11 protein-coding genes are annotated in these 13504 nt (G+C 70.9%); 2 read left to right on the forward strand and 9 right to left on the reverse strand.

Features of this window, described 5'->3' with window-relative positions; translation table 11 throughout:
* Positions 1–47: 47 nt before the first annotated feature.
* Positions 48–1208: an adenosine deaminase gene (locus ACZ4NB_RS11340; protein WP_467660288.1), complete on the reverse strand. Its 1161-nt coding sequence runs from the start codon at positions 1206–1208 to the stop codon at positions 48–50.
* Positions 1209–1311: 103 nt separating this feature from the next.
* Here ACZ4NB_RS11340 and ACZ4NB_RS11345 point away from each other — a divergent pair, with 103 nt between their 5' ends.
* Positions 1312–2079, forward strand: coding sequence for an alpha/beta fold hydrolase (locus ACZ4NB_RS11345; RefSeq protein WP_467660290.1), 768 nt, complete (start codon positions 1312–1314; stop codon positions 2077–2079).
* A 161-nt stretch (positions 2080–2240) separates the two neighbouring features.
* Here the strand turns inward: ACZ4NB_RS11345 and ACZ4NB_RS11350 are convergent, their stop codons facing one another.
* Positions 2241–3281, reverse strand: a complete 1041-nt coding sequence (locus ACZ4NB_RS11350; RefSeq protein ID WP_467660292.1) for a LysR family transcriptional regulator — start codon at positions 3279–3281, stop codon at positions 2241–2243.
* 62 nt (positions 3282–3343) lie between these two features.
* Between ACZ4NB_RS11350 and ACZ4NB_RS11355 the strand changes: the two genes are divergently transcribed.
* Entirely contained in the window at positions 3344–4663 is a 1320-nt protein-coding gene (locus ACZ4NB_RS11355; RefSeq protein ID WP_467660294.1) for an MFS transporter, read from the forward strand.
* 206 nt (positions 4664–4869) lie between these two features.
* Here the strand turns inward: ACZ4NB_RS11355 and ACZ4NB_RS11360 are convergent, their stop codons facing one another.
* From ACZ4NB_RS11360 to ACZ4NB_RS11390, 7 genes are all read right to left on the reverse strand, one after another.
* Positions 4870–6147, reverse strand: a complete 1278-nt coding sequence (locus ACZ4NB_RS11360; protein ID WP_467660296.1) for a thymidine phosphorylase — start codon at positions 6145–6147, stop codon at positions 4870–4872.
* 89 nt (positions 6148–6236) lie between these two features.
* Positions 6237–6632 (reverse strand): cytidine deaminase, encoded by a 396-nt coding sequence (locus ACZ4NB_RS11365; RefSeq protein WP_467660298.1) that lies wholly within the window; start codon positions 6630–6632, stop codon positions 6237–6239.
* On the reverse strand, positions 6629–7918 hold the full coding sequence (locus ACZ4NB_RS11370) for an ABC transporter permease (RefSeq protein WP_467660300.1): 1290 nt from the start codon (positions 7916–7918) through the stop codon (positions 6629–6631). The genes ACZ4NB_RS11365 and ACZ4NB_RS11370 overlap by 4 nt, the downstream gene beginning before the upstream one ends.
* A gap of 73 nt (positions 7919–7991) precedes the next feature.
* Positions 7992–9098: an ABC transporter permease gene (locus tag ACZ4NB_RS11375; protein WP_467660302.1), complete on the reverse strand. Its 1107-nt coding sequence runs from the start codon at positions 9096–9098 to the stop codon at positions 7992–7994.
* Entirely contained in the window at positions 9095–10723 is a 1629-nt protein-coding gene (locus ACZ4NB_RS11380; protein ID WP_467660345.1) for an ABC transporter ATP-binding protein, read from the reverse strand. The genes ACZ4NB_RS11375 and ACZ4NB_RS11380 overlap by 4 nt, the downstream gene beginning before the upstream one ends.
* Positions 10724–10901: 178 nt before the next feature.
* Positions 10902–11936 (reverse strand): BMP family lipoprotein, encoded by a 1035-nt coding sequence (locus ACZ4NB_RS11385; RefSeq protein ID WP_467660304.1) that lies wholly within the window; start codon positions 11934–11936, stop codon positions 10902–10904.
* A 189-nt stretch (positions 11937–12125) separates the two neighbouring features.
* A complete protein-coding gene (locus tag ACZ4NB_RS11390; protein WP_467660347.1) occupies positions 12126–13358 on the reverse strand; it encodes an amidohydrolase in 1233 nt (410 codons plus the stop codon).
* Positions 13359–13504 lie beyond the last annotated feature (146 nt).

The raw sequence follows: 13504 nt of genomic DNA on the forward strand, positions 1-13504 counted from the left end.
CGGTGGACAGGCCACCGGCCGTTACGCTATAGGCTCGCGTTCTCCCGTTACTCGGAACCAGAACCGCTGGTCACGGGCGGGGTCGTGGACGCCGGACGGAAGAGCCATTCGGCCCGCAGTTCCGCATAACCGGGCTTGATGACGTCATTGATCATGGCGAGACGTTCGTCGAAAGGAATGAACGCTGATTTCATCGCATTGACAGTAAACCACTGCATGTCGTCGAGCGTGTATCGGAATGTCTTGACCAGGTGCTCGAATTCCCGCGACATGTTCGTGCCGCTCATCAGCCGGTTGTCGGTGTTGACCGTGAGCCGGAACTGCAGACGGCGCAGCAGGCCGATGGGGTGCTCCGCGTAGGAGGGGGCCGCGCCGGTCTGGAGGTTGGAGGTGGGGCACATCTCCAGCGGGATGCGCTTGTCCCGCACATACGAGGCGAGCCGGCCGAGCTTGACCGAGCCGTCGTCGGCGACCTCGATGTCGTCGATGATCCGGACGCCGTGGCCGAGCCGGTCGGCGCCGCACCACTGCAGCGCCTGCCAGATCGACGGCAGACCGAAGGCCTCACCGGCGTGGATGGTGAAGTGGTTGTTCTCGCGCTTGAGGTACTCGAACGCGTCGAGGTGGCGGGTGGGAGGGTAGCCGGCCTCGGCGCCAGCGATGTCGAAGCCGACGACGCCGCTGTCGCGGTAGCGGTTGGCGAGTTCGGCGATCTCCAGGGCACGGGCGGCGTGCCGCATGGCGGTCAGCAGGGCGCCGACACGGATGCGGTGGCCGTTCTCGCGGGCCCGCCGCTCGCCCTCGCGGAAGCCCTCGTTGACCGCCTCGACGACCTCTTCGAGGCTGAGCCCCTGCTCCAGGTGCTGCTCGGGCGCGTACCGGATCTCGGCGTAGACCACGCCGTCGGCGGCCAGGTCCTCGGCGCACTCGGCGGCCACCCGGGCCAGCGCGTCGCGGGTCTGCATGACGGCGCAGGTGTGCGCGAAGGTCTCCAGGTAGCGCTCCAGCGAACCGGAGTCGGCCGCCTCGCGGAACCAGATCCCGAGCTTCTCCGGATCGGTCTCGGGCAGTCCTTCGTAGCCGTTCGCACGGGCCAGCTCGACGACCGTGGCGGGGCGCAGGCCGCCGTCGAGGTGGTCGTGGAGCAGCACCTTGGGGGCGCGGCGGATCTGTTCGGGGGTCGGCAGGGTGGTGGTCTCGCTCGTCATTTCGGCACTCTAGCCCCTACGCGCGTAGATCTCACCGAACGATACGTAACAGTGACCCGTACACAGGGTGGCGCGCACGCCTCCTTCTGCCATCGTTCTCGTCATGGCTCAGCAAGCACTGCCGACGCGCGAGGCCCGGCTGGGAAAACCGCTGGGGGTGGGCGCAACCGCGAAGGCGGTGAGCGGGGTCGCCCTCTTACTGCCCGGTGGCGGACCGACCGGAGTGCGCCGCCCGTCACCGGTATCCGCACTCGCCGTACGCCCACTCGCCGCCCGACTGGCGAAGGCGGGCCGCACCGAGGGCCTGACCACCCACGTCGTGCACTACCGCTACCGCGGCTGGAACGGCGCCGAGGCCCACCCCGCGCGCGACGCCACCTGGGCCCTGGACGAGGTGGTCCGCCGCTACGGCGACGTCCCCGTCTGCCTCGTCGGCACGGGCATGGGCGCCCGCGCCGCCCTGCACGCCGCCGGACACCCCGCCGTCAACTCCGTACTGGGGATCGCGCCTTGGCTGCCCGACCCCCTCCGGCACGACGATCAGCCCGATCCGGTGAAGCAGCTCATCGGCCGTCAGGTCCTCCTCGTCCACGGCACCAACGACGAGCGCCACGACCCCGACCTGTCCTACCGCTACGCCGAGCGCGCCAAGAAGGTCAACCGCGACACCTGCCGCTTCGAGGTCCACTCCGACGGCCACTCACTGCACCAGCACCGCGCCGAAGTCCACGCCCTGGCCGCCGACTTCCTGCTCGGCTCGCTCTTCACCCGCGACTACGCCCGCCCAGTGGTGGACGCGCTGGCCGCACCCCCTCCCCTGGGCCTACGGATGCCCCTCGCCTCGGGCTTCGGGGCGTCGCTGAGGCGTTGAGGGTGGTCGATGGGCATGCCCCCTCTGCTCTCGCGCCCCGCCTCGTGGCGCCTCCTTCATATTACGGCAACGATTACGGAGAGTGATTAGTTCCGACGGTGGGTTACTGTCGGTGTCAGCGTCAATGGGTGCCTCTGCTCCCCGGTAGGGGCCTTCTCCGGTCAGCGGGGAAGGAGCTTCCCCCGGCGGCTGAGGAGGAATTTCTTGAATTCGGCCACCGGTGGGGTGTCGGGGTGGCCGTCCAGCCAGGCCACCCCGATCTCGCGGACCGCGCGGGGGGCCGTCACGGTGAGTTCGGCGACGCCGGGGCGGGGAACGGCGGGGGGTGGGAGGAGGGCCACGCCCAGGCCGGCCGCCACCAGGCCGCGCAGGGTCTCGGCCTCCTCGCCCTCGAAGGCGACGCGGGGGGTGAAGCCCGCCTCCGCGCACAGGGCGTCGGTGATGCGGCGGAGTCCGTAGCCCGGTTCGAGGGTGACGAACAGTTCGCCGGCGGCCTCCGCGAGCCGGATGCGCTTGCGTGCGGCGAGCGGGTGCTCGTCCGGTACGACCAGACGCAGCTTCTGCTCGTCGAGGCGGCGGGCGACCAGGTCCGGGTAGTCCGGGACCGGGGAGGTCAGGCACAGGTCGAGGTCGCCGGCGCGCAGCCGCTCGATCATCGCCTCGCCGTAGTTCTGGACGAGTTGGAAGCGCACCCGCGGGTGGTCGGCGCGGAAGCTGCGGATCAGGCCGGGGACGGTCTCCGGCCCGAGGGTGTGCAGGAAGCCGAAGGCGACCTTGCCGGCCGCGGGGTCGACATCGGCGCGTACGGACTCCGTCGCGCGCTCCAGATCCGTCAACGCCCGTTCGGTGGAGGCGAGGAAGGCCCGGCCGGCGGGGGTGAGGGAGAGGGTGCGGCCGTGCCGGGCGAAGAGGGCGACGCCGAGGTCGTCCTCCAGGCGGACGATGGCGCGGCTGAGCGTCGGCTGGGGCATGCCGAGTTCCTGGGCGGCGCGGGTGACGTGCTCGTGCCGGGCGACGGCGGTGAACTGGGCGAGCCGCGGGGCGAGGAGCGTCGCCCAGGAGTCGCCGCCCAGTTCGGCGGCCTCCCCCGCGGCCTCTCCCGCCTCCGCGCCGGTGTACGCGCCGGGGCGCTTGGCTCCCAGCACTTCTTTTCTGTTGCGACCTTGCAACAGCGACCCCTGCGACCTGCGTTCATGCATCACAGAATCGATTATGCAGTTTCCATGCATTGGACGCATGAACCGGCCGGGCATACCTTCGAAGCATGCCTCCCGCTGATACCGGGGCGTCCGTCACCGACCGTGCGGCCGCCTCTCCCCAGTCGTCCACAGACTCCTCTTCTTCCGCCGCCGCGTCCGACCCCGAGTCGGGCAAGTTGCGGCCGGGCGGCCCCGGCTACCGCCGGATGAGCTTCGCCCTCTTCGCCGCCGGAGTGGCCACCTTCGCCCTCCTGTACTCCACGCAGGCGCTGCTGCCCGCGATCTCCAGCGACCTCGGGGTGAGCCCGGACCAGGCCAGCTGGACGGTGTCCGCGGCCACCTTCGGTCTGGCGCTCGGGGTGATCCCGCTGAGCGCCGTCTCCGAACGGTTCGGGCGGCGCGCGCTGATGACCGTGTCCCTTTCGGTGGCGACGCTGATCGCGCTGCTGGTGCCGTTCGCGCCGTCGATCGGCGTGCTGATCGCGCTGCGCGCCGTCCAGGGTGTCGCGCTGGCCGGGCTGCCGGCCTCGGCGATGGCGTTCCTGGCGGAGGAGGTACGCGCCAAGGCGCTGGTGGGGGCCATCGGCCTGTTCGTGGCGGGCAACAGCATCGGCGGGATGTCCGGCCGGATCGTGACCGGCTGGGTCGCCCAGGCATGGGGCTGGCGGGCCGCGCTCGGCGCGGTGGGCGTGATGGCGGTGCTGTGCGCGGTGGCGTTCCGGCTGCTGGTGCCCAGGGCCCGGCACTTCACGTCCCGTGCGGTGGGCCCGCGGGCGCTGGCCCGTACGCTGGGCGGCCACCTCTCCGATCCGCTGCTGCGCCGGCTCTACGGCATCGGCGGGCTGTTCATGACGGTCTTCGGCGCGGTGTACACGGTCATCGGCTACCGCCTGGTGTCCGAGCCGTTCAACCTCCCGCAGGGCATCGTCGGTTCGATCTTCGTGGTGTACCTGGTCGGTACGGTCTCCTCGGCGGCGGCCGGCCAGCTGGTCGCCCGGGTGGGCCGGCGCGGTGCGCTCTACCTGGCGGTCGGCACCACGTCGACGGGTCTGCTGCTGACGCTGGCCGACTCGGTGGGCGCGGTGCTGGCGGGCCTGGTCCTGATCACCGCCGGTTTCTTCGCGGGCCACGCGGTGGCCTCGTCCGCGGTGAGCCGTACGGCCAAGACGGCCCGCGCCCAGGCGTCGGCGCTCTACCAGTGCGCGTACTACGTCGGCAGCAGCCTGGGCGGCGCGCTCGGTGCCGCCGCCTTCCACGCGGTCGGCTGGGAGGGCACGGTCGTCCTGGGGCTGGCCGCGATGCTGGGCGCCGCCTCGATCACGCTGTACGCCACGCGCAAGGCGGTCGTCGAGCGCCGGCTGCTCCACCTGGAGAAGGCCGCGTAGCGACCGCCGCACGAGCCGGAGGGCCCGCCCCGCCACCTGTCCTGGTGGGGCGGGCCCTTCGTGTGTCCGGTGCGATCAGCCGGGGTCGTGGGGGCGTGGGGTCGTCCTGGGGCAGATGGCCGCGACGGATTCCGGAGACCGGCCGGAATGCGCCGGTGCCCGCCACCCGCGTCAACGGGCGGTGGGCACCGGGGAGTCGAGGGCGGTCAGCCGATGCGTTCCAGCACCACCGGGCCCGCCGTGAAGGCGGTGTCGGCCGGGGCGATGACGGTGCCACCGGTGAGGGCGTCCAGGGCGTAGGGGATCTTCTCGGGGGTGTCGGTGTGCAAGGTCAGCAGGGGCTGGCCGGCGGTGACGCGGTCGCCGGGCCGGGCGTGCAGTTCGATGCCGGCGCCGGCCTGCACCGGGTCCTCCTTGCGGGCGCGGCCGGCGCCCAGGCGCCAGGCGGCGAGGCCGACCGCGTAGGCGTCGAGGGTGGTGAGGGTGCCGGTGGCGGTGGCGGTGACGGTGTGCTGTTCGCGGGCCACGGGGAGGGGGGCGTCGGGGTTGCCGCCCTGGGCGGCGATCATGCGGCGCCAGTGGTCCATGGCGGAGCCGTCGGCCAGGGCCTTGGCCGGGTCGGCGTCCGGGAGGCCGGCCGCGTCGAGCATTTCGCGGGCGAGCGCGAGGGTCAGTTCGACGACGTCCTCGGGGCCGCCGCCGGCCAGCACCTCGACGGATTCGCGGACTTCGAGGGCGTTGCCGACGGTGCGGCCCAGCGGCGTGGCCATGTCGGTGAGCAGCGCGACCGTCCGTACGCCGTGGTCGGTGCCCAGCTCGACCATGGTGGCGGCGAGTTCGCGGGCGTCGTCGAGGTTCTTCATGAAGGCGCCGGAGCCGACCTTGACGTCCAGGACCAGGGAGCCGGTGCCCTCGGCGATCTTCTTGGACATGATCGAGGAGGCGATGAGGGGGATGGACTCGACGGTGCCGGTGACGTCGCGGAGCGCGTAGAGCTTCTTGTCGGCGGGGGCGAGGCCGTCGCCGGCGGCGCAGATGACCGAGCCGGCCTCGCGGAGGATGTCGAGCATCTCGTCGTTGCTCAGCTGGGCGCGCCAGCCGGGGATGGACTCCAGCTTGTCGAGGGTGCCGCCGGTGTGGCCGAGGCCGCGGCCGGAGAGCTGGGGCACGGCGGCGCCGCAGGCGGCGACGAGCGGGGCGAGCGGCAGGGTGATCTTGTCGCCGACGCCGCCGGTGGAGTGCTTGTCGGCGGTGGGGCGGGACAGGCCGGAGAAGTCCATGCGCTCACCGGAGGCGATCATGGCGGCGGTCCAGCGGGCGATCTCCTTGCGGTTCATGCCGTTGAGGAAGACGGCCATCGCCAGGGACGACATCTGTTCATGGGCGACCTCGCCGCGGGTGTAGGCGTCGATGACCCAGTCGATCTGCTCGGGGGTCAGCTCGCCGCGGTCGCGCTTGGTGCGGATGACGGAGATGGCGTCCATGGACGGTTCCTTTCGAACGGGTGGGTCCGTTCTACACGCATAGATGCAGGGGTGGCCAGAGGCGGGCGCGGGGATCGGCCCCGCACCCGTCATCCCGTCAGGTGCCCCGGTCCGAAAGCGTCCGGTAGCAGGTCCGACAGGGGGCGGATGCCGGTGAGGGTGTCCACCAGCAGGTCCGGGCCGCCGTGTTCGTAGAGGAGTTGGCGGCAGCGGCCGCAGGGGACCAGCAGCTCGCCCGTGCCGTCGACGCAGGTGAAGGCCGTGAGGCGGCCGCCGCCGCCGGCGAAGAGGGCGGAGATCAGGCCGCATTCGGCGCACAGGGCCAGGCCGTAGGAGGCGTTCTCGACGTTGCAGCCGGTGACGGTGCGGCCGTCGTCGACGAGGGCGGCGGCGCCGACGGGGTAGCCGGAGTACGGGGCGTAGGCCCGGGACATCGCGTCCCGGGCCTGCGCGCGCAGTGACTCCCAGTCGGGAGCTTCGTTCACTTGCCCTGGCCTCTTCGGTAGATCTTGCCGATCGCCTTCGGTGGCCGCAGCCGCTGTGCGGCCAGCGAGAGCACCAGCAGCGTAGCGATGTACGGGGCGACGCCGACGATCTCCAGCGGGACCGTGTCGGTGGTGGCGTACCACAGGGCGAGCAGCGCGGCCGCGACCAGGCTGAGCACGGCCTGGGTGCGCTGTCCGGCGCGCAGCTTCCACAGCGCCAGGCCGACCAGCAGCACGGCGAGCAGGAGCAGCAGGGCGTGGACGGTGGGGCCGCCGCCGCGCAGCTGGAGCGCGTCCATGAAGCCGAACAGGCCGGCGCCCATGGCGACACCGCCCGGCCGCCAGTTGCCGAAGATCATGGTGGCGAGGCCGATGTAGCCGCGGCCGCCGGTCTGGCCGTCCTGGTAGATGTGGACGTAGATCGCCAGGAACGCGCCGCCGAGGCCGGCCAGTGCGCCGGAGACGAGTACCGCCGCGTACTTGTAGCGGTAGACGTTGACGCCCAGGGACTCGGCCGCGATCGGGCCCTCGCCGCAGGAGCGCAGCCGCAGGCCGAAGGCGGAGCGCCACAGGACGTAGAAGGTGAGCACGAACAGGACGGCGGTCACCACGGTCAGCCAGGAGACGTTGGTGACGAGGGAGCCGGCGATGCCGGCGGTGTCGGAGACCAGGAACCAGTGGTGCTGCTCGATGGAGTGCAGCCAGTCGGACAGGCCGGGGACGGTGAACGTCGGCATGTCGGGCATCGGCGGCGACTGCTTGTCGTTGCCGCCGGCCGCGGCGGCCGCGCTGCCGTCCGCGCCGAACCACAGCTTGGCCAGGAACTGGGTCAGGCCGAGCGCCATGATGTTGATGGCGACGCCGGAGATGATGTGGTCGACGCCGAAGGTGACGGTGGCGACGGCGTGCAGCAGTCCGCCGAGCGCACCGCCGACGACGCCGGCCGCCGCGGCGGCCCAGGGGCCGTGCTGCCAGCCGACCGCGCCCGCGGAGAAGGCGCCGAGCATCATCATGCCTTCGAGGCCGATGTTGATGACGCCGGAGCGCTCGGCCCACAGGCCGCCGAGGCCGGCCAGGCCGATCGGCACGGCGGCGTTGAGCGCGGCGATGTACTGGCCGGACTCGGTCAGGTTGGTGGCGCCGGTGACGATCCGCAGCAGGGACAGCAGGATCAGGCTGCCCGAGATGATCAGCAGGACCTTGGGGTAGCTGAGCCTGGCCCGGGCGGTCTTGGGCTTGTGGTGGTGGGGGCTCTGGTCGACCGGAGCCGTGAGGTTCGTGCTCATGCCGAGACCTCGCTTCGCTCGGCCGCGCAGGCGCACGGCGCGCACCCCTCGATGATGCGCTCACTGCGTTCGCTCATGAGGACACCTCCGCCTTCTCGGTCTTGCGGGCCTGGGCGGCGAGCTGCTCGCCGACCTGCCGCTGCTGGAGTCTGAGGCCGTAGCGGCGCACGAGTTCGTAGGCGATGACGACGCAGAGCACGATGACGCCCTGCATCACGCCGACGATCTCCTGCTCGTAGTCCTCGAATTCGAGCTGGGTGCCGGTGCGTTCGAGGAAGCCCCACAGCAGTGCGCCGGCGGCCATGCCGATCGGGTGGTTGCGTCCCAGCAGCGCGATGGCGATGCCGGTGAAGCCGATGCCGATGGGGAAGTCGGTGCCGTAGTTGTACGAGACGCCGAGCAGTGTCGGCATGCCGATCAGGCCGGCCGCGGCGCCGGACAGCAGCATGGAGGTGACGATCATGCGCTTGACGTTGACGCCGCCGGCCTCGGCCGCGGACTCCGACTGGCCCACGGTGCGCAGGTCGAAGCCGAAGCGGGTGCGGCCGAGCACGAACCAGTAGGCGAAGCCGACGATGACGGCGACGACGAGGAAGCCGTCGAGCGGAGCCGGCGTGGTGGGGATGGTGAAGAAGTGGCTGGAGGCCGGGAGGTTCGGCGTGTGGAAGAGGTTGCCGTCCTTGACGGCGAGCCGGCCGTCCTGGAGGAAGTAGCCGATGACCGCGGCCGCGATGGCGTTCAGCATGATCGTGGTGATCACCTCGCTGACGCCGCGGGTGGTCTTCAGCAGGCCCGCGATACCGGCCCAGAGCGAGCCGACCAGCATCGCGACGATGATGATCAGCGGGATCTGCAGGAAGCCGGGGAGGGTCAGCGCGCCGCCGACCACCGCGGCGAAGAACGCCGCGATGCGGTACTGGCCGTCGACTCCGATGTTGAACAGGTTCATCCGGAAGCCGATGGCGACGGCCAGCGCGGACAGGTAGTACGGGACCGCCTTGTTGATGATCCAGACCTGGCTGTCGCTCTTGGAGCCGAAGTCGGCCATCACCGTGTAGGCGTGGATCGGGTCCTTGCCGGTGGCCAGGATGATCACCGAGGTGATGGCCAGCGCCGCGACGATCGCCAGGACGGGCGCGGCGATGCCCAGGATCAGCTTGGTCTTGTCGAGCTTCTTCACTCGGACTCTCCCTCCTGGGACGAGCGCGGCTCCGAGTCGGCGGTGGTGTCGCTGTCGGAATGGGTCAGATGGCCGCTGGCGGCGCCGGTCATGGCCGAGCCCAGCTCCTCCGGGGTGATGGTGGCGGGGTCCGCGTCGGCGACGAGCCGGCCGCGGTACATCACCCGCAGGCAGTCGGACAGGCCGATCAGCTCGTCCAGGTCGGCCGAGATCAGCAGGACGGCGAGGCCCTCGCGGCGGGCGGTGCGGATCTGGTCCCAGATCTGCGCCTGGGCGCCGACGTCCACGCCCCGGGTGGGGTGCGCGGCGATCAGCAGCTTGGGGTGGTGGCTCATCTCGCGGCCGAAGATCAGCTTCTGCTGGTTGCCGCCGGAGAGCGAGGCCGCGGTGACCTCGATGCCGGGGGTGCGGACGTCGTACTCGGCGACGATCCGCTCGGTGTCGGCGCGGGCGGCCTTGAGGTCCAGCCACCGGCCCTTGGCGTTGGGCTTCTCGGTGACATGGCCCAGGATGCGGTTCTCCCACAGGGGCGCCTCCAGCAGCAGGCCGTGCCGGTGGCGGTCCTCGGGGATGTAGCCGATGCCGTCCTCGCGCCGGGTGCGGGTGGGCAGATGGCTGATGTCGATGCCGTCCAGCGTGATGGTGCCGCTGTCGGGGTCGCGCATGCCCATGATGGCCTCGACCAGTTCGGCCTGGCCGTTGCCCTCCACGCCCGCGATGCCCAGGACCTCGCCCTTGCGGATGGTCAGCGAGACATCGTTCAGGACGGTGCGCTCGACGCCCTCCGCGTCGGCGGTGGCCAGCCGCAGCCCCTCGACCTTGAGCATCTCCACGTCCGTGACGGTGGACTCGCGGGTCTGCGGCGAGGGCAGTTCGCTGCCGACCATCAGCTCGGCGAGCTGCTTGGGCGTGGTCTCGCCGGGGACGACGGAGGCGACGGTGGTGCCGCGCCGGATGACGGTGATGTCGTCGGCGACCGAGAGCACCTCGCCCAGCTTGTGGGAGATGAAGATGACGGTCAGGCCCTCGGCCTTGAGCTCGCGCAGGTTGTCGAAGAGCGCGTCGACCTCCTGCGGGACCAGCACGGCGGTCGGCTCGTCGAGGATCAGGGTGCGGGCGCCGCGGTAGAGGACCTTGAGGATCTCCACGCGCTGGCGGTCGGCGACGCCGAGGTCCTCGACGAGGACGTCGGGGCGGACGCCGAGGCCGTAGCGGTCGGAGATCTTGAGGATCTCGGTGCGGGCCCGGCCGCCGATGCCGTGCAGCTTCTCGCCGCCGAGAACGACGTTCTCCAGGACGGTGAGGTTGTCGGCGAGCATGAAGTGCTGGTGCACCATGCCGATGCCGCGGGCGATGGCGTCGGCCGGGCTGTGGAAGCTGACCTGTTCGCCGTCGATGCCGATCGTGCCCTCGTCCGGCTTCTGCATGCCGTAGAGGATCTTCATCAGCGTGGACTTGCCCGCGCCGTTCTCGCCGACCAGCGCGTGCACGGTGCCGCGGTGGATGGTGATGTCGATGTCGTGGTTGGCGACGACACCCGGGAACCGCTTGGTGATCCCGCGGAGTTCCACCGCCGGTGCCGCGGCGGGGGCGCTGTCTGCCTGGGGACTGCTGGACGCTTTGATGGCGCACTCTCCTCGGGAGCAGGGAGTGGTAAGGAGGAGCGGAGAGGTGACGATATCGCGCCAACTCCGCGCTACGCGCGTAGCATTGACGCCGGAAGATCGCCTGGCCGCAGGAGCGGTCCGGCGAACGGGTCGGGCGCCGCGGCGTACTGGCCGCCGCGCCCGACCCGCCGAAGAACTACTTGGTGGGCGTGTCGCTGACCTTGACCTCGCCCGACGCGATCTTCTTCTTCGCCGCGTCGATCTTGGCCTGGATGTCGTCGATGAAGCCGCCCGAGGTGGACAGCCGCACGCCGTTGTCCTTCAGCGTGTACGCCTTGTTGCCGGTCAGCGGCTTCTTGTCGTGCACGCTCTTGACCAGGTCGTACACCGCCACGTCGACGTTCTTCATCACCGACGTGAGGATCGAGTTCTTGTACTTGGCCAGGCCCGGCTGGAGGTACTGGTCGGAGTCGACGCCGATCGCCCAGGCGCCCTTCTTGCCGGCGACCGTCTCGATCGAGCCGTTGCCGGACTGGCCGGCCGCGGTGTAGATCACGTCGATGCCGCCGTCGAGCATGCCCTTGGCCTTGCCCTTCGCGGCGGCCGGGTCGTTGAAGCCCTTGTCGTCGTTGGCGTAGAGGTACTCGGAGGTGACCTTCGCCTTGGGGTCGGTGTCCTTGACGCCCTGCTCGAAGCCGGCCTGGAACTTCTGGATCAGCGCGTTGTTCACACCGCCGATGAAGCCGACCTTGTGGGTCTTGCTCTTCAGCGCGGCGGCGACGCCGGCGAGGTAGGACGCCTCGTTCTCGGCGAAGACCATGCCGTAGACGTTCTTGGCCTCGGCGGGGGAGTCGACGACGCCGAAGGTGGTCTTCGGGAACTGCTTGGCGACCTTGTTGACGGACTTGCCGTAGTTGAAGCCGACGCCGATGACCGGGTTGAAGCCCGCCTCGGCCAGCGACGACAGGCGCTGCTCGCGGTCCGCCTCGGTCTCGCCGTTCTTGGCGGTCATCATCTTGGACTTCACGCCGAGGTCCTTCTCGGCCTTGTCCACGCCACGAGCCGCCGCCTCGTTGAACGAGTGGTCGTCCCGGCCGCCGACGTCGAAGGCGAGCCCGACACCCTTGTCCTTGCCGCCGGCCTCGGTGGAGGACTCGCCGCAGGCGGTCAGTGAAACGGAGAGGGCCGCGGTGGCGATGCCCGCGGCAACGATCTTGGATACCCGGTGCACGAGGGGCCCCTTCGACTCGTAGCGCCTCCATTGGCGCTGATTCCGCGGAATCGTAACGCGCGTAGATGCCAGGTAAAGGGCAGGTGGAAACCCGTTATCGATTCGAGGCGTACAGAGCCCGGACGATCTTCCGGCCGCCATCGAGGCGATCGACGACGGCCGGAAATGTTTGCTTCTGTCGGATCCACCTCAACCGTGGGACAGCAGCGCGGCGGCCGTGAACAGCTCCACGCCGACCCGGATCGCCCGCTCGTCGACGTCGAAGTCGCCGCGGTGGAGGTCGTGGCGGCTCAGCTCGCCGGGCGGCCGGACCCCGAGGCGGGCCATGGCCCCGGGGACGTGTTCGAGGTACCAGGAGAAGTCCTCGCCGCCCAGGGACTGCTCGGTGTCCTCGACGCTGTGGATGCCGCGCCGGGCGGCCATGGCGTCCATCAGCAGCTGGGCGCTGTCCGCCTCGTTGACCACCGGCGGCACCCCGCGGACGTAGTTGATCTGCGACTTCGCGCCGTACAGGGCGGCGACCTCGTCGATCGCGGCGTGCACCATGTCCGGGGCCGCGCGCCAGGCATCGAGGTCGAGGCACCGGACCGTGCCGGCCAGCTCGGCGCGCTGCGGGATCACGTTGCAGGCGTGCCCGGACGCCAGCCGGCCCCAGGTGACGGCGAGGCCGGCGCGGGCATCGACCCGGCGGGCGATCAGCGCGGGCACGTCGAGGGCGACCCGGGCGGCGGCGGTGACCATGTCGGTGGTCAGATGCGGGCGGGCGGTGTGGCCGCCGGGCCCGTCCAGGACCACCTCCAGCCGGTCGCAGGCCGAGGTGATCGGGCCGGTGCGCAGCCCGATCCGGCCGGCGTCGACGCGCGGGTCGCAGTGCACCGCGAGGATCCGGCCGACGCCCTCCAGCACGTCGGACTCGATCGCGTCGGCGGCGCCGCCGGGCAGCACCTCCTCCGCGGGCTGGAAGAGCAGCCGCACCGGGCGGGGCAGCGCGCCGGCGCGGGCCAGCTCGGCCAGGACCAGGCCGGCGCCGAGGACGACGGTGGTGTGGACGTCGTGGCCGCAGGCGTGGGCGCGGCCGGGGATCGTGGAGGCGTACTCGACGGTCTTGGTGTCCGGGATGGGCAGGGCGTCGATGTCCGCGCGCAGGGCGAGCAGCGGGACGTCGGCGGCGGTGTCCGTACCGATGTCGCACACCAGACCCGTGCCGGTGGCCAGGACGCGGGGGTGCAGCCCGGCCCGCTCCAGGCGCTCCTTGATCGCCGCGGTGGTCCGGAACTCCTGGTTTCCCAGCTCGGGGTGCCGGTGCAAGTCGCGGCGGAAGGCGGTGAGTTCGGCGCCCAGTGCGTCCGGCAGGGCGCCGGGGAGCGAGGCCCCTCCGGCGGTGTCGGCAGGGGCGTCGGCGTCGTCGGTATCCAGGGACATCAGTTGGTTCACCTGTGGAAGGTTACGGGTCCCGATGGGGCAACTGTCCCTCGATCAACAAAAGTTCAGCCCCTTAGGGGAAGAAAATCTAGCCCGCTCGGCGCATGGACGGTTTATGGGAAGGGTATGAAGTACGGCTTCGCGCA

Source organism: Streptomyces sp. NPDC026575, from assembly GCF_055567415.1.